This window comes from Thermomonas sp., assembly GCF_041919455.1.
Classification (GTDB): Bacteria; Pseudomonadota; Gammaproteobacteria; order Xanthomonadales; family Xanthomonadaceae; genus Thermomonas.
Genome location: NZ_JAYRTQ010000007.1, coordinates 154,778 through 171,612, shown reverse-complemented (window position 1 = coordinate 171,612; position 16,835 = coordinate 154,778). Strand labels below are relative to the sequence as shown.

16 protein-coding genes and 1 pseudogene are annotated in these 16,835 nt (G+C 68.9%); 9 read left to right on the top strand and 8 right to left on the bottom strand.

Features of this window, described 5'->3' with window-relative positions; all coding sequences use genetic code 11:
• Positions 1-10: 10 nt before the first annotated feature.
• From ACE3T8_RS07050 to rpsU, 3 genes are all read right to left on the bottom strand, one after another.
• The gene (locus tag ACE3T8_RS07050; RefSeq protein ID WP_374607970.1) at positions 11-511 is read right to left on the bottom strand and encodes an N-acetyltransferase family protein; all 501 of its coding nucleotides are present in this window, start codon (positions 509-511) and stop codon (positions 11-13) included.
• A gap of 3 nt (positions 512-514) precedes the next feature.
• The gene (locus tag ACE3T8_RS07045; RefSeq protein ID WP_374607968.1) at positions 515-958 is read right to left on the bottom strand and encodes a GatB/YqeY domain-containing protein; all 444 of its coding nucleotides are present in this window, start codon (positions 956-958) and stop codon (positions 515-517) included.
• 93 nt (positions 959-1,051) lie between these two features.
• Positions 1,052-1,267, bottom strand: a complete 216-nt coding sequence (gene rpsU / locus ACE3T8_RS07040; protein WP_056134345.1) for a 30S ribosomal protein S21 — start codon at positions 1,265-1,267, stop codon at positions 1,052-1,054.
• 134 nt (positions 1,268-1,401) lie between these two features.
• Here rpsU and tsaD point away from each other — a divergent pair, with 134 nt between their 5' ends.
• The 7 genes from tsaD (at position 1,402) to ACE3T8_RS07005 (ending at position 6,862) form a co-directional block, all read left to right on the top strand.
• Positions 1,402-2,427: a tRNA (adenosine(37)-N6)-threonylcarbamoyltransferase complex transferase subunit TsaD gene (tsaD, locus tag ACE3T8_RS07035; protein ID WP_374607967.1), complete on the top strand. Its 1,026-nt coding sequence runs from the start codon at positions 1,402-1,404 to the stop codon at positions 2,425-2,427.
• 201 nt (positions 2,428-2,628) lie between these two features.
• Positions 2,629-2,988, top strand: coding sequence for a dihydroneopterin aldolase (folB, locus tag ACE3T8_RS07030; protein ID WP_374607965.1), 360 nt, complete (start codon positions 2,629-2,631; stop codon positions 2,986-2,988).
• On the top strand, positions 2,985-3,701 hold the full coding sequence (locus ACE3T8_RS07025; protein ID WP_374607963.1) for an SDR family oxidoreductase: 717 nt from the start codon (positions 2,985-2,987) through the stop codon (positions 3,699-3,701). The genes folB and ACE3T8_RS07025 overlap by 4 nt, the downstream gene beginning before the upstream one ends.
• Positions 3,702-3,709: 8 nt before the next feature.
• Complete coding sequence (locus ACE3T8_RS07020) at positions 3,710-4,189, top strand: 6-pyruvoyl tetrahydropterin synthase family protein (RefSeq protein WP_374607961.1); 480 nt, start codon at positions 3,710-3,712, stop codon at positions 4,187-4,189.
• Positions 4,189-5,376 (top strand): class I SAM-dependent methyltransferase, encoded by a 1,188-nt coding sequence (locus ACE3T8_RS07015; protein WP_374607959.1) that lies wholly within the window; start codon positions 4,189-4,191, stop codon positions 5,374-5,376. The genes ACE3T8_RS07020 and ACE3T8_RS07015 overlap by 1 nt, the downstream gene beginning before the upstream one ends.
• Positions 5,373-5,786 carry a VanZ family protein gene (locus ACE3T8_RS07010; protein ID WP_374607957.1) on the top strand — a complete coding sequence of 138 codons (414 nt, stop codon included), beginning with the start codon at positions 5,373-5,375 and terminating at the stop codon, positions 5,784-5,786. Before ACE3T8_RS07015 ends, ACE3T8_RS07010 begins: the two co-directional genes overlap by 4 nt.
• Positions 5,783-6,862 carry an acyltransferase family protein gene (locus ACE3T8_RS07005; protein WP_374607955.1) on the top strand — a complete coding sequence of 360 codons (1,080 nt, stop codon included), beginning with the start codon at positions 5,783-5,785 and terminating at the stop codon, positions 6,860-6,862. The genes ACE3T8_RS07010 and ACE3T8_RS07005 overlap by 4 nt, the downstream gene beginning before the upstream one ends.
• On the opposite strand, the gene ACE3T8_RS07000 is transcribed toward ACE3T8_RS07005, so the two are convergent.
• From ACE3T8_RS07000 to ACE3T8_RS06990, 3 genes are all read right to left on the bottom strand, one after another.
• Complete coding sequence (locus tag ACE3T8_RS07000) at positions 6,859-8,106, bottom strand: multifunctional CCA addition/repair protein (protein ID WP_374607953.1); 1,248 nt, start codon at positions 8,104-8,106, stop codon at positions 6,859-6,861. The two genes, ACE3T8_RS07005 and ACE3T8_RS07000, sit on opposite strands and share 4 nt — an antisense overlap.
• A gap of 61 nt (positions 8,107-8,167) precedes the next feature.
• Entirely contained in the window at positions 8,168-11,107 is a 2,940-nt protein-coding gene (locus ACE3T8_RS06995) for an EAL domain-containing protein (RefSeq protein ID WP_374607951.1), read from the bottom strand.
• Between the two features lie 91 nt (positions 11,108-11,198).
• Positions 11,199-13,289 (bottom strand): transglycosylase SLT domain-containing protein, encoded by a 2,091-nt coding sequence (locus ACE3T8_RS06990; RefSeq protein ID WP_374607949.1) that lies wholly within the window; start codon positions 13,287-13,289, stop codon positions 11,199-11,201.
• A 49-nt stretch (positions 13,290-13,338) separates the two neighbouring features.
• Between ACE3T8_RS06990 and ACE3T8_RS06985 the strand changes: the two genes are divergently transcribed.
• Positions 13,339-14,142, top strand: coding sequence for a sulfite exporter TauE/SafE family protein (locus tag ACE3T8_RS06985; protein ID WP_374607947.1), 804 nt, complete (start codon positions 13,339-13,341; stop codon positions 14,140-14,142).
• Between the two features lie 20 nt (positions 14,143-14,162).
• Positions 14,163-15,146, top strand: coding sequence for a zinc-binding dehydrogenase (locus ACE3T8_RS06980; protein WP_374607946.1), 984 nt, complete (start codon positions 14,163-14,165; stop codon positions 15,144-15,146).
• A gap of 12 nt (positions 15,147-15,158) precedes the next feature.
• Here ACE3T8_RS06980 and ACE3T8_RS06975 read toward each other — a convergent pair whose 3' ends face one another.
• Together ACE3T8_RS06975 and ACE3T8_RS06970 are read right to left on the bottom strand one after the other, a co-directional pair.
• Positions 15,159-15,896 carry an endonuclease/exonuclease/phosphatase family protein gene (locus tag ACE3T8_RS06975; protein ID WP_374608005.1) on the bottom strand — a complete coding sequence of 246 codons (738 nt, stop codon included), beginning with the start codon at positions 15,894-15,896 and terminating at the stop codon, positions 15,159-15,161.
• Between the two features lie 145 nt (positions 15,897-16,041).
• Positions 16,042-16,821, bottom strand: a pseudogene (locus ACE3T8_RS06970) (thiol:disulfide interchange protein DsbA/DsbL); the annotation flags it as partial.
• Positions 16,822-16,835 lie beyond the last annotated feature (14 nt).

The window sequence follows — 16,835 nt, the reverse complement described above, 5'->3', positions numbered from 1 at the left end:
ACGCGCGCTGTCAGAGCGCGTCGTGCAATGCCAGCGCGTGCAGGGCATCGCCTTCCAGCCGCTGCACGGTCCATTCGTCCATGCCCACCGCGCCCAGCGTGCGATAGAAGCCGATCGCCGGCGCGTTCCAGTCCAGCACGCTCCATTCGAAGCGCCCGCAATCGCGCTGCACGGCGATCCGCGCCAGCGACGCCATCAAGTGCCTGCCGAGGCCGGAGCCGCGAAACGCCGGACGCACGAACAGGTCTTCCAGGTACAGGCCGCGCTTGCCCAGGAACGTGCTGAAGTTGTGGAAGAACAGGGCGAAGCCGGCGGCCTCGCCATCGACTTCGCCGATCAACACTTCGGCGGCCGGCTGCGCACCGAACAGCTGCGCGCGCAGGCCGTCGTCGGTCGCCACTGCGGCATCCGCCAGCCGTTCGTACTCGGCCAGCTCGGCGATCAACTGCCGGATCAGCGGCACGTCGTCGGCGGTGGCGGGGCGGATCGACAGCAGCGGACGCGCAGCCATGGCTCAGCTCAGCTTCTGCTTCACCAGCTTGCTGACCAGGCCCATGTCGGCCTGTCCGGCCAGCGCCGGCTTGAGCACGCCCATCAGCTTGCCGATGTCGGCGCCCGAGGCCGCGCCGGTCGCGGCGATGGCCTTGTCGATTTCAGCGAGGATCGCGGCTTCGTCCATCTTGGCCGGCAGGTAGGCCTCGATGATGCCCAGCTCGTAGCGCTCGATCGCGGCCAGGTCCTCGCGCGCGGCGGCCTCGTACTGGCTGATCGAATCCTTGCGCTGCTTGACCATCTTCTCCAGCACGGCCAGCACCAGCGGGTCGGTCATCTCGATGCGCTCGTCGACTTCCTTCTGCTTGATCGCGGCCAGGACCAGGCGGATCACGCCCAGGCGATCCTTCTCGCCGGACTTCATCGCGGTCTTCATGTCGTCGGTGAGCTGCTGCTTGAGGCTCATCGCCTTCTCCATCGGGTGAATTTCAGGATTGCAGAAACGCGAAAAGCCGGCGGCGCATGCGCGCGGCCGGCTTCAGGCGCAACAAACGCGCGCTCAGTACAGGCGCTGGCGCTTGGTAACGTCGCGCGAGCTGCGGCGGGCCTGGCGCTTGACGGCGGCCGCGGCCTTGCGCTTGCGCTCCTGGGTCGGCTTCTCGTAGAACTCGCGCTTGCGGGTTTCGGCCAGCACGCCGGCCTTCTCGCAGGTGCGCTTGAAGCGGCGCAGGGCAAACTCGAAGGGCTCGTTTTCGCGGACTTTGACGCTCGGCATCTTTGGAATCTCGGAATCTTTGGAAAGTCGGGCCAGGTGGCCAGGCTCTTGCGGAGGGACCCGCACACGCCGGGGCAGTCCGGGCGAGCCGCGCATGATAGCAGCGGGCCTCCGGCCGGTGCAAGATAGGCGGCATGAAAGTCCTCGGCATCGAATCTTCCTGCGACGAAACCGGCGTGGCCGTCTACGACACCGCCCTGCCTGGCGCGGCCGGGCTGCGCGCCCATGCGGTCTACAGCCAGATCGCCCTGCATGCTGAATACGGCGGGGTGGTGCCGGAACTGGCCAGTCGTGACCACGTGCGCAAGCTGTTGCCGCTGATCCGGCAGACCCTGGCGGAGGCCGACCTGTCGGTCGCCGATCTCGACGGGGTGGCCTACACCGCCGGTCCCGGCCTGGTCGGGGCCTTGCTGGTCGGCGCCGGGGTGGCGCGCTCGCTCGCCTGGGCGCTGGACGTGCCGGCGGTCGCCGTCCATCACATGGAGGGCCACCTGCTGGCCCCGCTGATGGAAGACGACCCGCCTGCTGCGCCGTTCGTGGCCTTGCTGGTCTCCGGCGGGCATACCCAGCTGGTCGCGGTGGACGCCATCGGCAGTTACCGGTTGCTGGGGGAAACCCTGGACGATGCGGCCGGCGAGGCCTTCGACAAGACCGCCAAGATGATGGGCCTGCCCTATCCGGGCGGGCCGCAATTGGCGAAGCTGGCCGAAGGCGGCACGCCTGGCGTATTCAGGTTTGCCCGGCCGATGACCGACCGCCCCGGCCTGGATTTCAGTTTCAGCGGCCTGAAGACCCAGGTCCTGCTGGCCTGGCGCAACAGCGACCAGTCCGATGCCACCAGGGCCGACCTCGCCCGCGGGTTCGAGGACGCCGTTGTGGACACGCTGGCGATCAAGTGCGAACGCGCGCTGGATGCGGCCGGCTGCGACACGCTGGTGATCGCGGGCGGCGTGGGCGCGAACAAGCGCCTGCGCGCGAAGCTCACCGACATGTGCGCCAAGCGTGGCGGCCGCGCCTGTTTCCCGCGCCCGGCGTTGTGCACGGACAACGGCGCGATGATCGCGTTCGCCGGCGCGCTGCGCCTGGAGGCCGGCCAGCGCGAGGACGCCGCGGTGCACGTGACCCCACGCTGGGATATGGCGACGCTGCCGGCGGTGTGAGCCACGTCGCAGGTGGCGTGTCCGTGGGTGGGCAGGGGCTTGCGGGATGAGCGGGCCATGGATGGCCCGCGTCCGCGACTCAGTCCTGGACGACTGGACGGAGCGGCAGCACGCAAGCCCCTGCCCACCCATGGACACCGCGATGAAGCGTGTCGAGCGATGGCAACCTCGCGATGCGGTGCCTGCAGGTATCCTTCCGCGATGACCGACATCGTCTTCATCGAAGGGTTGCGCGTCGACGCCCTGATCGGCGTCTACACGCACGAGCGCGTGGCGCGCCGGCCGTTGGTGTTCGACATCGAGATGCGCTTTGACACCCGCATCGCCGCGCTCAGCGACCAGCTCTCCGATGCACTCGACTACCACGCGGTGTCGATGCGCCTGGTGGAATTCGCCGGCGACAGCGACTTCCAGCTCGTTGAGACCCTGGCCGAGCGATGCGCGGCGCTATTGATCACCGAATTCGGTGCGACCGGCGTGCGTTTGAAGCTGGCCAAGCCCGGCGCGTTCGAAGGGGCGGACACCGTGGGCGTGGTCATCGAACGCGGACATTTCGCGTGAGCGTGGTGCTGGTCACCGGTGCGTCGCGCGGGATCGGTCGCGCGATCGTGGCGCGCTTCGTGCGCGAGGGTTGCAACGTGATCGCCTGCGCGCGCGGAGAAGCTGGTCTCGCAGAACTGAAGGCCGATTTCCCGAATGTCGACGGCATTGCGTGCGACATGCGCGACGGTGCCGCGGTGGATGCGTTGGCGTGCGAGGTGCAGGCGCGGCATGGTGCGGTCGACCTGCTGGTCAACAACGCCGGCGCGTACCGCCCGGGGCAGATCGCGAGCGAAGACGACGATGCGCTGCTCGACATGCTGCAGGCCAACCTGTTCGGTGCCTATCGGCTGACCCGGCGCGTGCTGCCGGCGATGATGGCGCGGCGCAGCGGCATGGTGCTGAACGTGTGCAGCACGGCGTCGATCGCCGCGTATCCGAATGGTGGTTCGTACAGCATCGCCAAGCACGCATTGCACGGGTTCTCGCGCAACCTGCGCGAGGAAATGAAGCCGCATGGCGTGCGCGTGGTCGCGCTGCTGCCGGGCGCCACGCTGACCGCCTCGTGGGACGGCGTGCCGCTGCCGCCGGAACGCTTGATGCCCGCGGAAGACGTGGCCGAGATGGCGTGGTGTGCGTGGACGATGTCGGCGCGCACCGTGGTCGAGGACATCGTGATGCGGCCGCAACGCGGCGACATTTCCGAGGCGGATTTTGGGGATGTCCCGGCATGAGCGACACGGTGACGATTCGCTTGGCCAAGGAGAACATGAAGTTCTCCGCAGCCCACTTCACGATCTTCAACGCCAGCGAGCGCGAGCGCCTGCACGGCCACAACTTCCGCGTGGAAGTCGACATCGAGGCGCGCATGCTCGGCAACGGCATGTGCTTCGACTACGGCATCTACAAGGATCGCGTGGTCGCGCTGTGCCGCGAGCTCAACGAGTGGACGATCCTGCCCACGCAATCCGCGCACCTGCGCATCGAGGAAGACGGCGCGCACGTGTTCGCGGTGTTCGACGGCATCCGCATCCCGTTCCTGCGCGCCGACGTGCTCCTGCTGCCGATCGAGAACGCGACGCTGGAGGAATTCGCGGCCTGGTTCCTCGCCCGGCTCGGCGGGGATCGCGAGGCGTTGCGCGCGCATCGGATCGACGCGATCGAAGTGCGGGTGTTCTCCGGTCCCGGCCAGAGCGCGGGTCGCCGCGCCAGGTTCGAGTGATGGCGTCGACCTTGCCGCCGCCCGACGTCGACGCGCAGTCGCACAGCGCGCACCTGCGCGAGGTCATCCAGGAGCAGGTCATCGCCGCCGGCGGCCACCTGCCGTTCTGGAAATTCATGGAGCTGGCGCTGTATGCGCCGGGCCTGGGCTATTACAGCGCCGGCGCACGCAAGTTCGGCCCCGGCGGCGACTTCACCACCGCGCCGGAACGCTCGCCGTTGTTCTCGGCCTGCGTGGCCGATGTGTTGACGCCGGTGCTGCAGCAACTCGGTCCCGATGCGGTGTTCATGGAGATCGGCGGCGGCAGCGGCGCCTTCGCCGAAACCTGCCTGGCGAAGTTGCTCGCCAACGATGCCCTGCCGGCGCGCTACGCGATCCTCGAGCCCAGCGCCGACCTGCGTGAACGCCAGCGCGAACGCCTGCAGGCACGTTTGCCGCCCTTGCTGTTCGAGCTGGTGGAGTGGCTGGACGGACCGATCCAGGAGCCGTGGAGCGGCGTGCTGTTCGCCAACGAGGTGATCGACGCGCTGCCCACGCCGCGCTTCACGATCCGCGATGGCGAAGTCTTCGAGGAACACGTGGCGCTGGATGGCGAGGGCCGTTTCCTGCGCACCGACAGGCCCGCCGAGCCGATGCTGGCTGCCGCAGTGCGCCACGTCGAGCGCCAGTTGCCCGAGCCGTTCGCGGAGGGTTATCGCAGCGAGGTGCTGGCGCAGTTGCCGTACTGGATCCAGGCGGTGATGGGCGCGATGCGGGACGGCGCGATGCTGTTCGTCGACTACGGCTACGCGCGCGGCGAGTACTACCAGCCGCAACGCCGGGACGGCACCCTGCGCGCGTTCCGCCAGCACCATGTCACCGACGACGTGTTCGCCTGGCCGGGCCTGCAGGACATCACCGCGTCGGTGGATTTCACCGCGCTGGCCGAGGCCGGCACCGCCGCCGGCTTCGACTTCGCCGGCTACTGTTCGCAGGCGAGTTTCCTGATCGGCAACCGCCTGCAGGAGAACTTGGCGCTGGCGGAATCGCGCGCTGCGGATGATGTCGCCCGGCACGCGTTGCGCAGCCAGGTGAAGCACCTGACCCTGCCCAGCGAGATGGGCGAACGCTTCCAGGCCATCGGCTTCCAGCGCGGCGTCGAGCTGGGCGCGGCCTTCCTGGTCGGCGACCTGAGCCATCGCCTGTGAATGCGATCAAGCCGCGACGGATGGGGCGTTCGCTGAAGCCGTTCAAGCGGCCATGGCTGTGGTCGGGCCTGTGGATTCTGGCCATTGCCGCCGTGGTGATCGGATCGTTGTTGCCATCGCAGGACCTGCCCGCGGTGGGCGTTGACGACAAGTTGCAGCACTTCGTCGGCTACGCGGTGCTGTCCGCGGGCGCGGTGCAGTTGTTCGTGCGCCGACTGTCTTGGGGCTTCGTCTGCGTGCTGCTGGTGCTGATGGGCATTGGCCTGGAAGTCCTGCAAGCGCAGATGGGGCTGGGGCGCATGCTCGATCGCAACGATGCGCTGGCCAACACCATCGGCGTACTGATCGGCCTGGCGACTGCGTTCACTCCCTTGCGCGATGCACTGCTGTGGCTGGATCGGCGCTGGTGAATGCGGGGGAGCGTCCGCAACGCTTCACCTCGGTCGATGTGTTGCGTGGCTGGGCGGTGGCGGCGATGCTGCTGGTCAACTATCCCGGCGACTGGGGTTCGATCTACGCACCGCTCGAGCACGCGGCGTGGCATGGCTGCACGCTCACCGACCTGATCTTCCCGACCTTCCTGTTCGTGGTCGGCGTGTCGATCGCGCTGCGCCTGTCGCGCGCCACACCATCGCAGGCGGAGCGCCGTGCGCTGCTCGGCAAGGCGTGGATGCGCGCGCTGCGCCTGCTCGCGATTGGCATGTTGCTGAACCTGGTGGCGATGTGGGCCTACGACATCGCCGCGTTCCGTCCGTGGGGCGTGCTGCAGCGGATCGGCCTGTGTTTCGGCGCGGCCGCCACGGCGGTGCTGTATCTGCGCACACGCGGACAATGGCGGTGCATCGTGGCGTTGCTGCTGGGCTACTGGGCGCTACTCGTCGCCGGCGGCAGCCTGGAGCCGTGGCACAACATCGCCAGCCGGGTGGATGCGTGGATGCTCGGCGCGCATGCGTACAAGTTCGACGCCGCGACCGGCCTGGGCCATGAGCCGGAAGGCGTGCTGAGCACGCTGCCTGCGCTCGCCACGACCTTGCTTGGCGTGCGCGCCGGCGTGGTGCTGCGCGAACGCGGTACGCGCGGACTGCTGCTGTTCGGCGTGGCGGCCTTGGCGGTGGGCGGCGCGTGGTCATTGCTGTTGCCGTGGAACAAGAATCTGTGGACGCCGTCCTACGCGGTGTGGACCGCAGGTTGGGCGACGCTGCTGCTGGCCTTGTGCCACTGGTTGTTCGACGTGCGCGGCTGGCGTCCGTTCGGTCGCAGCATGGGCATCAACGCGATCACCGCCTATGCCGGCTCATGGGTCATGGCGTGCCTGCTGGAGCGCTTCGGCGTGTTCGGCGCGTTGTATCGCGGCGTGCTGCAACCGGCGATCGGCCCGCTGCTCGGCGACAAGGCCGCATCGCTCGCCTTCGCCTTCGCCTTCGTCGCGTTCTGGTCGCTGCTGATGTGGGCGATGGCGAAGCGCGGGATCCGGATCAGTGTCTAGCCACGTGCTGCGGCGATCGCGGCGATGCGCGCCTTGCGCAGCGCGTCGCCGAAGGCCGGGCCGGTGATGCCCTGTGCAGCGATGTCGCCGCTGCGCACCGCCATTGCGGCTGCGTGCAGGCGGCGCAACGTGTCGGCTTGTGGGTACGGCGTCTCCGACAGGCCGGTGCGGCCGCGCTTGTCGGCTTCGCAGACGGTGGCGAGCTGGTCGATCCGCTGCGGTTTGCGGAAGCCGTCGCAACGCGCGATCACTTCGTGCACGGTCGCCGGCTTGAGTTCGTCGAGGCGATGCACGTTGAGGTGCTCGCGGCAGCACAGCACGGCGACGTCGCGATGCTCGGCCGGCACCTTCAGGCGCTCGCTCATCGCGATCACCGGCGCGACGCCGCGTTGCTCATGCATGGCGTGCGCGGGCAGGGTGTCGACCGGCGTGAGCGCCTTGCCGAGGTCGTGGCAGAGCGCGGCATAGCCGATCAGGTCGTCGCCCGCCGCCAGCCTTGCTGCCATGTCGCAGACCAGTTCGACGTGGACGCCGGTATCGACTTCGGGATGGTATTCCGCGCGCTGCGGCACGCCGTACAGCGCATCCACTTCCGGCAGCACTGCGCGCAAGGCATCGGCATCGCGCAGGGTGCGCAGGAATGCGGCGGGCGAGGCGCTGCGCAACGCTTTCGCCAGTTCCTGCCAGACGCGCTCGGGCACCAGCTCGGCCAGTTCGCCGCTGGCGGCCATCTCGCGCATCAGCGCCCGTGTCTCCGGTGCCACCGTGAAGCCGAGCGGCGCGAAGCGGGCCATGAAGCGTGCCGCGCGCAGCACGCGCAGCGGATCCTCGACGAAGGCCTCGCCGACATGCCGCAGCACGCGCGTTTCGATGTCGCGCACGCCGCCGAACGGATCGACCAATGCTCCATCGGCATCGCGCGCGATCGCGTTGAGGGTGAAGTCGCGACGGCGCAGGTCGTCTTCCAGGGTCACCGACGGATCGGCATGCACCACGAAGCCGGTATGCCCGCGCGCCGACTTGCGTTCGGTGCGCGCCAGCGCGAACTCCTCGCCGGACTGCGGGTGCAGGAACACCGGGAAGTCGCGGCCGACCTGTTTGAAACCGGCGTCGAGCATCTGCTGGGTGCTGGCCCCGACCACCACGTAGTCATGGTCGCCCGCGGGCAGGCCGAGCAGGGCGTCGCGCACCGCGCCGCCGACCAGGTAGACCTTCGCGTCGTGGAGGAGTGGTCTCGTCGTCATCCGCCGATGATGCCTGATCCGCTGCGCGTGCCTGCAACCGCAGCGTCCGGGTGTGTTGCTTTCAGGCGGCCGCGGCGCGCCACTCCATCGCCGGCCGCGCATGCGAGAACAGGAAGCCCTGGCCACGCGTGCAGCCCAGGTCGAGCAGGCAGGCGCGCTGTTGTTCGGTCTCGATGCCTTCGGCGATCACTTCCAGGCCCAGCGTCCCGGCCAGCGCCAGCACCGCGCGCACCACCGCGGTGCTGCCGTCCTCGCGCATCGGTTCGAGTTCGCGCACGAACGAGCGATCGATCTTCAGCGCGTGCAGCGGGAAGCGATGCAGGTAGCTCAGCGAGGAATAGCCGGTGCCGAAATCGTCCAGCGCCGCCAGCACGCCGGCCTGGCGCAAGGTGCCGAGGGTGGTGAAGACCTGGTCGGGATTTTCCAGCAGCGCGTCCTCGGTGACCTCGATGCGGATGCAGCCGGGTTCGATGCCGTGCGCCTGCAACTGGTCGAGCAGTTGCTGGGCCAGGGTCGGTGAGCGGAACCGCCGCGGCGACACGTTCAGGGTCACGTAGCGGCCGTCGAGCTGCAGGTCGAGGATGTCGCGGCAGGTGTTGGCCAGCATCTGCCAGTCGATCTGCTCGATGCTGCCGCTGTCTTCCGCCGCCTTCAGGAACTCGCCCGGCGGCACCACGCCGCGACGCGGCTGGTTCCAGCGCAGCAGCGATTCGTAGCCCAGCACGTCGCCGTTGCGCAGGTCCACGATCGGCTGGAAATGCGGTTCGAATTCCTTGCGCTGGATCGCGTGCCGCAGGTCGCTTTCCAGTTCCAGCAACTGCAACGCCTCCTGGTGCAGGCGTTCGTCGAAGATCTCGAAGCGCTGCCGCCCGTGCGCCTTGGCGCGGTACATCGCCACGTCGGCATCGCGCAGCAATTCCTCGGCCTTGCGATAGCGGCGTTCGCCCAGGGTGATGCCGATGCTGGCCGAGGTGAACAGCGCCTTGCCCTGCACGTGGATCGGCTCGGCCAATGCCTCGATCACCCTGCGCGCGGTGTGGCAGGCGTCCTCGGGGCTGGCGATGTCCTCCATCAGCACGGCGAATTCGTCGCCGCCAAGCCGCGCCACCATGTCGTTGCCGCGCACGCAGCCGGTCAGTCGCGTGCCGGCTTCCTTCAGCATCATGTCGCCGAACAGGTGGCCGACGCTGTCGTTGATCACCTTGAAGCGATCCAGGTCGAGGAACAGCACGGCGAAGCGACGGCCCTCGTCGCGGTGCAGCCGCGTGAGCGCCTGTTCCAGCGCGGCATGGAAGCAGGTCCGGTTCGGCAAGCCGGTCAGCGCATCGTGCAGGGCATCGTGGATCAGCTGCTGTTCGGCGTGTTCGCGTACCTTGATCTGGTCGCGCAGTTCGCCGACCGCACTGGCGAGTTCGCGGGTGCGGTCTTCGACCCGGCGTTCCAGCTCGGCCTGCAGTTTCTTGCGCTCGAGCGCGGTCATGATGTGCTGCGCCACGTAGGCGAGCAGGGTGCTGTCCTCCGCGCTGTAGTGCACGCCGGGTTCATAGGTCTGCACGACCACCGCGCCGCGCGCGCCGCCGTCGCCGCTGATCGGCACCCCGAGGAAGTCCAGCGCGGGCGTGCCCAGGCCGATGCCGCTGATGTGCAACGTCTTCGCTACCTCGCGTGCGGGGCCGCGAACCGGCTTGCCATGCCGGATCAGCCCCAGGGTCAGGCTGTCGCGCAGGTCGGCGGCCGGGACCTCGCGATCGGTTTCGTAGATGTTGACGTCCTTGGCATCGGCGAAATAGATGAACCTCACGCTGTCGCGTTCGCCGTCGTACAGGGCGATGAAGAAATTGCGCGCGTACATGAGCTCACCCACCACCAGGTGGATGCGCCGCAGCATCTCCTCCATGCCCAGGCCGCTGCTGGCGAGGTCGGCGATGCGGTACAGCGCCGCCTGCAGCGTTTCGCCGCGCTGGCGTTCGCGGATCTGCTCGGTGAGGGCGAGGGTGCGTTCCTCCACCCGGCGTTCGAGTTCGTCGTGCGCCTGGCGTCGGGTCAGCGCGATCAGGATGTGGTGGGCGACGAACTCCAGCAGGGCGCGGTCTTCCTCGCTGAAACGGTCGGGCTGGTCGTAGCTCTGCACCACCACCGCGCCGCGGACCACGCCATCGGCGACCATCGGCACGCCGAGCCAGTCGGCGCTGCTGGGCCCGTAGCCCTGCGCGTTCTCGTCGAAGCCGAATGCGCGGCGCAGCTGTCGCGAGGGTCCCATCGCCGCGCGTCCCGTGTGGATCACGCCGAGGGTCAGGCTGTCGCCGATCCGCGCCGCCGGGTATTCCTGCTCCGGGTCGACCGAGCGCAGGTCCTGTTCGTCGGCGTAGTAGATGAAGCGCAGGCTGTCGCGCGTGCCGTCGTACAGCGCGATCAGGAAATTGCGCGCGTACATCAGCGCACCGACGACGTCGTGGATGCGCCGCAGGGTGTCCTGCATGTCCAGCCCCGCCGACGCGAGGTTGGCCACCGTGTACAGCGCGGTCTGCAGGCGTGCGGTCTTTTCCAGCCGCTCCGAGGCCTGCCGTTGGTCCTGCAATTCCAGTGCGGTGGCCATGCGTGCCGTGAGCAGGGCGAGGAAGCCGCACCAGTCGGGCCCAGCGGCATCGAAGTCGCGGCCATCGGTCGGGCGATCCACCGACAGCAGCATTGCGTGCGGCACGTCGCCAAGCGCGAACGTCAATGCAGGGCCGGCTTGCGAACGCAGGCGCCCGGCCTTGGCCGCCAGCAGCGAGATGGGCGTGGCGCCCTGCAGGTCTGTATCGCGGGCGGGAGCAGGTGCTGCTTCGATCCGCAGATGGCGCAGGCCGAAGCGCGATTCCGCTTCCTGCGCGGCAATGGCCTCGATGTGTTCGAGGCGATCGCTGGCGAACAGCGCCGATACGAAATCACTGCCAGGCCCAGTTCCGGAGCCGGCTCCGCCCGTATCGCGCCCTCCCCTGAAATGGGCGCTCGTGGCCATACGCCAACGAAGGTACGCCTATCGCCAAGCGCACGGCAAGCGCGGCGTGCGCTGTCCGGCGGACAAGCGGACGGGCGGCGATGCGCCGGTGTCAGTGGCGGCGTCGATCCTTGAGTGTCGGCTTCCTCGGCGCCGCCGGCGCTGGCTTTTGCGCGGGTTTCGGCGCCTCCGGGGTGGTGCAGGCAAAGCCCTTGCGCGGGCCGTTCGGCACGCCCTGCATGCGGTCGCTCAGGCGCACCGCATCGCCATTGAGCCGCCAGTCGTACAGCGTGCTGAAGCTGAGCACGCGGGCCACGTATTCGCGCGTTTCCTTGTAGCTGATGGTCTCGATCCAGAAGTCCGGATCCATCGTCGGCCGCTGCGAGATCCAGCGGCCCAGCGGTGCCGGGCCGGCGTTGTAGCCGGCGATCACCTGGTAGGGCTTGCCACCGTAGCGGTCCATCAACTGGCGCAGGTAGGCGGTGCCGAGGGCGATGTTGGTGTCGGGATCAAACAGGCTGTCGCCGCCGGTCCACGGCAGGCCGATCTTCGCCGCCACGCCGGCACCGGTGGCCGGCAACACCTGCATCAGACCGCGCGCATCCGCGGACGATCGCGCGTTCGGATCGAACACCGACTCCGCGCGGATCTCGGCGGCGATCCAGGCGGGGTCGAGCCGGTGCTTCGCGGCCTCGCGGCGGATCGTGGCGTCGTGGTGCAGCGGGAAGCGCAGCAGGTACAGGCGCTGTTCCTCTGGGTAACGCTTGCCGCCCACGTTGACCAGGCCGAACACGCCGCGGTCGAACCAGCCGTTGTCCTGCGCCACTTCCACCGCGATGCGGCGCTGTTCGTCGGAATAACGCGAGAGCGCATCGTCCCACTCGCGTTGTGCCCAGCCCTTGCGATCCAGCGCGAACAACTGCAACGCGCGGATGATCGACGGATCGCGCGCGATCGCCTGCTTCGCGGGCTGCGCCACCACCGGTTGCCACGGGCACAGCGCGTACGGCTGGTCGAGCCTGTCCGCGGCCAGGAAGCCGTGGAAATCGGATTTCTTCGCCGCCTGCCGATACAGCGCCTTCGCGCCCGCGGCATCGCCGGTCAGTTCGCTGCTGCGCGCCGCCAGGTAGGTCCAGCGCGAATCGTTGCGCTGCGCCTCGTCCATCTTGCGGATCGCGGCCAATGCACTGCGCCAGTCGCTGCGCGCCAGTGCTTCGCGCACGCGCCATTCGTGCAGGTTGGCGTCGTAGGCGGCATCGGGCACCGCCGCGAGCCGGCGCGCGGAGTCCGGCCCGTACGAGGCCACCGTCCACAACGCGATCGGGTAGAGCACCCGGGCGCGTTCATCGGCATTGAAGCCGAGCGCCTGCGCCACGCCGGGCAGCAGCGCCTCGGCCTGGTCCGGCGATGCCTTTGCAAGGCGCGCCAGTCCCCACGAAGCGACCAGCCTGCTGCGCGCGTTCTTCGGCCAGGCCCCCACATCGGCGCTGGCCTTGTCGATGTAGGCGGCATAGGCATTCGCCTGCGTCGCCGCGTCGGGCGCCATGCCGCGCGCGATCGCGCGCATCACCCCGGATTGGCCCTCGGCCACGGCCTTGTCGAAGCGTTCCCAGCGCAGCCCGTCGTCCAGCGCGCCCTGCGTCGCCAGTTGCGCGAACGGCGCGTCGCAGGACGACGGCAGCGACCTGCCGGCGCCACGCCACAGCGCTTGCCCGTCGGCGGTCCATGCGGCATCCGCGCGACCCGTTTCCTGCAACGCCCGCAAGCGCAGGCAACGCAGGCCGGGGTCGTCGATGCCGGTGTCCCAATTCGCCAGCAGCGCCGTCCATTCGCTGCGTGCGGCGAGTGCCGCCAGCCAGTCGCTGCGGAACGCACGCGCCACCGGTTGGCCGCGATGGCGGGCCAGGAATGCATTGCCGCGCGGTATCGGCAAGGTATCCATGCGTTTGCGCAGCGCGGTGTATTCCAGCCAGCCGCCGAGTGGATGCCGCGCATACGAATCGAGCAACGCATCGTCCAGGGTCCCGCGATTGGCGGCCTCGAAGGCCTCGCGCACGGACCTGCTCGGCGTGGCGACCAGGATCGGCGGATTGGCGCTGCGCGGGGGCGGCGAGGCGGCTTGGGCGTTGGCGATGGCGATGGCGGGCAGCAGGCTGGTGCCGCACGCCAGTGCGGCCAGCAGGAACGAGGCGCGCTTGTGCATCGCTGGACTATACCCGAGCATCGATGAATCACTTTTCCGGTGGCATTGCATGTCCGCGTTGTTGATCTATCTGTTGCTCGGCGCGTGCGCGGGCGTGCTAGCGGGGTTGCTCGGCATCGGCGGCGGGCTGGTGCTGGTGGGCGCGCTGGCGTGGCTGCTGCCGATGCAGGGCGTGCCGGCGGATGCGGCGATGCATGTCGCATTGGCGAGCTCATTGGCCAGCATCGTGCTGACCGCGGCGGCATCCGCGCGTGCGCATCACCGTCGCGACAGTGTGCTGTGGCCGACGGTGGCGTGGATGGTGCCGGGCGTGTTGCTGGGTGGCTGGCTGGGCAGCCGCTTCGCGATCGCGCTGGATGACCAGGTGCTGCGCTGGTGCGTGTCGGGTTACTGCTTCCTGATCGCGGCGCAGATGCTGTGGTCGAAGACGCCGGCAGACACCGGCAGGGTGGTTGCGCCACGCGGGCCCGGCTACACGCTGGCAGGCAGCGGCATCGGCATCGTCTCGGCGATCGTCGGCATCGGCGGTGGCAGCCTGACCGTGCCGCTGCTGGTCTGGCGCGGGGTGACGCCGGTGCGAGCGGTCGGCACGTCGTCGGCCTGCGGGATCTTCATCGGCATCGGCAGCGCGCTGGGCTATGCGCTGCAGGCACCGCCGGGTGCGGTGGAATTGCCGGGTGCATTCGGTTACGTCTACCTGCCGGCGGCGCTCGGCGTGGCGCTGGCTTCGGTGTTCGCCGCGCCCTACGGCACCCGGCTCGCCCATGCGCTGAGCGGGCCGGCGCTGAAACGGGTGTTCGCGGTGTTCCTGCTGCTGGTCGGCGCTGCCTTAGCGTACAGTGCGCTGACCTGAACCATACAGTGGAGTACGCGATGCGCAGTGTCCTGCATGCGACCTTCGGCGAGCCGGCCGATGTCCTGACCGCGGCCGACAGCCCGACGCCGGAACCCGGTCCCGGACAGGCGCGCGTGCGCATGCTGCTGTCGCCGATCCACAACCACGATGTCTGGACGGTACGCGGGCAATACGGCTACAAGCCGACCTTGCCGGCGATCGCCGGTAGCGAGGCGATGGGCGTGGTCGATGCACTGGGCGAGGGCGTCGACAACGTGACCATCGGCCAGCGCGTGACCACGGCGGGTGCGCGTGGTGCTTGGGCCGAATATTTCACCGTGCCGGCCAATTCGCTGGTGCCCGTCCCGGACAACATCGACGATGCCACCGCGGCGCAACTGGTGGCGATGCCGCTGAGCGCGCTGATGCTGCTGGAGACGCTGGGCGTGGCCGAAGGCGACTGGGTCGTGCAGAACGCCGCCAACGGCGCGGTCGGCAAGGCGCTGGCGATGCTGGCGCGCGCGCGCGGCATCCACGTGCTCAACCTGGTGCGTCGCGAGGAAGGCGTGGAAGAGATGGCCGCGCAAGGCATCGGCAATACCGTCTGCACCATGCACGAGGGCTGGAAGTCGACCGCGCGCGACCTGATGGGCGGGGCGCGGCCGAAGGCCGCGGTGGATTCGGTGGGTGGACCCGCCAGCGGCGTGCTGTGCAGCCTGCTCGGCGAAAACGGCCTGCTGGTCTCGTTCGGCAGCATGACCGGGGAATCGATGCAGATTCCCTCGGGCGAACTGATCTTCAAGCAGATCACGGTCAAGGGCTTCTGGGGCACGCCGGCCAGCAAGGCCCTGTCGTCGCAGGATCGCCGCAGGCTGATGGGCGAACTGCTGCAGCGTGCGGCCAACGGCGAACTGCAATTGCCGGTCGCCGCGACCTACGGCTTCGATGCCATCGGCGATGCGATCCGCGATTCTCTGGTGCCGGGTCGGGCCAGCAAGGGCAAGATCCTGCTGCGCCCCTGATCGCGGGACGTGTCAGCCCAGGGCGTGCTCCGGCACGTCCAGTTCCACCGACAACGCCAAGTGGTCGGAATGCGCCGCCGGCATCGCCTGCATGGTGGCGATGGCGAGCGCCGGGGTGACCAGCACATGGTCGATCGCGCGCTGCGGCCGCCACGAGGGGAAGGTGGGGACGCAATCCGCCGGTGGCTGCAGGCGGGTGCTGCGATACAGCCCCTGCATTTCCGGCTGATTCGGGTCGCAGTTGAAGTCGCCCATCAGCACCGCATGCGGATGGTCGCCAAGCAGTTCGGCGATGAAGTCGATCTGCGCCCTGCGCGACCCGCTTCCCAGCGACAGGTGGGCCACCGCCACGGTCAGCGCATCGTCGCCATTGCCGAAGGTGCCGATCAGCACGCCGCGACCCTTGACCCGGCCGGGCAGCGAATGCTCTTCGACCCGTTTGGGTTCCAGCTTGCTCAGCAAGCCGTTGGCGCTGGAGGCGACGCCGCCCATCCTGCGGTTGGGCTGGTGGCTCCAGTAGGCGAAGCCGGCGCGTTGCGCCAGGTAGTGGGTCTGGTTGGTGAAGCCGGAGCGCAGGCTCCCGGGGTCCGACTCCTGCAGGCCGACGATGTCGTGGCGGCCCGCGAGTTCGGCGATCAGGTCCAGCGCTCCGCGCTTGTTGCCGGCCGGCAATACGTGCGACCAGCTGCGGGTCACGTAGTCCTGGTAGCCGCGGGTGCTCGACCCCGCCTGGATATTGGCGCTCAGCAGGCGCAGCCGGCGGGTTTCCATCATGCGGCGGGTTCGGGCGTGGTCAGGCCTGCGGCGCAGCGGCGGCCGGCGCTTCCGTGGGAGCCGCCGGGGCCGTGGCATCCGCCGCCGCCGGTGCTGCCGCGGGCGCGGCAGACGCCTTCTTCGCGCGCTCGGCCACGATCAGCTGGTTGAGCACGCGGAACACGTCGTCCACCGACTTGCCCTTGACCCGGTACTTGCCGTTGACGATGAAGGCCGGGGTGCTGGGCTGGTCGCCGTTGCTGAAGGCATTGAGGATGTACTGCTTGCCGCGGTTGATCTTGGTCGCCACCGCGAAGCTCTGCATGCTGCTGGTGAACTGCTTCGGATCGGCGCCGTAGTTCGCGTAGAACGCGGCGATCTGCTCCGGCGTGTCCATGCCGCGCTCGCCCTTCAGGGTCTTGTCGATGTGGATCGCGCGGAACATCGCGTCATGGGTCTTGTCGACCAGGTTCATCGTCTCGGCGGTGTAGAAGGCCTTGGCGTAGTTGTCCCACGGACCGCCGAACGCCGCCGGCACGTAGACCATGTGCACGTCGGCCGGGAACTTGGACTTCATCGCGCTGACCGTGGGCTGCACTGCCGCACAGAACGGGCAGACGTAGCCGAACACTTCCACCACCTCGATGCGGCCATCGGTGGTTTCGAACGGCTGGCCATTGGGGATGTCGGCGTAGTCCACGCCGGCAACCAGCGGTGGCGCCTTGGCAGCGGCCTCCTCGGCGGCCTTGAGCGCAGCTTCGGCGGCGGCCTTCTGCGCCGGATCCTCGGCGCTGGCTTGCTGTGCGCTGGCGGCAGGCGCGGCAGCGGCCGATGGATCGGCGACCGGCGCAGGCGCGTCGTTCTTGCAGGCGGCCAGGGGGAGCAGGGCGAGGAGCAGCAGGGCGTAGCGCGATGCGGTCATGGCGGTTCCGGTCG

What these genes read in the sequence shown, in the direction of transcription:
- ACE3T8_RS07050 (WP_374607970.1), bottom strand. Translation starts at nt 511, where the DNA reads ATGGCTGCGCGTCCGCTGCTGTCGATCCGCCCCGCCACCGCCGACGAC.
- ACE3T8_RS07045 (WP_374607968.1), bottom strand. Translation starts at nt 958, where the DNA reads ATGAGCCTCAAGCAGCAGCTCACCGACGACATGAAGACCGCGATGAAG.
- rpsU (WP_056134345.1), bottom strand. Translation starts at nt 1,267, where the DNA reads ATGCCGAGCGTCAAAGTCCGCGAAAACGAGCCCTTCGAGTTTGCCCTG.
- tsaD (WP_374607967.1), top strand. Translation starts at nt 1,402, where the DNA reads ATGAAAGTCCTCGGCATCGAATCTTCCTGCGACGAAACCGGCGTGGCC.
- folB (WP_374607965.1), top strand. Translation starts at nt 2,629, where the DNA reads ATGACCGACATCGTCTTCATCGAAGGGTTGCGCGTCGACGCCCTGATC.
- ACE3T8_RS07015 (WP_374607959.1), top strand. Translation starts at nt 4,189, where the DNA reads ATGGCGTCGACCTTGCCGCCGCCCGACGTCGACGCGCAGTCGCACAGC.
- ACE3T8_RS07000 (WP_374607953.1), bottom strand. Translation starts at nt 8,106, where the DNA reads ATGACGACGAGACCACTCCTCCACGACGCGAAGGTCTACCTGGTCGGC.
- ACE3T8_RS06995 (WP_374607951.1), bottom strand. Translation starts at nt 11,107, where the DNA reads ATGGCCACGAGCGCCCATTTCAGGGGAGGGCGCGATACGGGCGGAGCC.
- ACE3T8_RS06990 (WP_374607949.1), bottom strand. Translation starts at nt 13,289, where the DNA reads ATGCACAAGCGCGCCTCGTTCCTGCTGGCCGCACTGGCGTGCGGCACC.
- ACE3T8_RS06985 (WP_374607947.1), top strand. Translation starts at nt 13,339, where the DNA reads ATGTCCGCGTTGTTGATCTATCTGTTGCTCGGCGCGTGCGCGGGCGTG.
- ACE3T8_RS06980 (WP_374607946.1), top strand. Translation starts at nt 14,163, where the DNA reads ATGCGCAGTGTCCTGCATGCGACCTTCGGCGAGCCGGCCGATGTCCTG.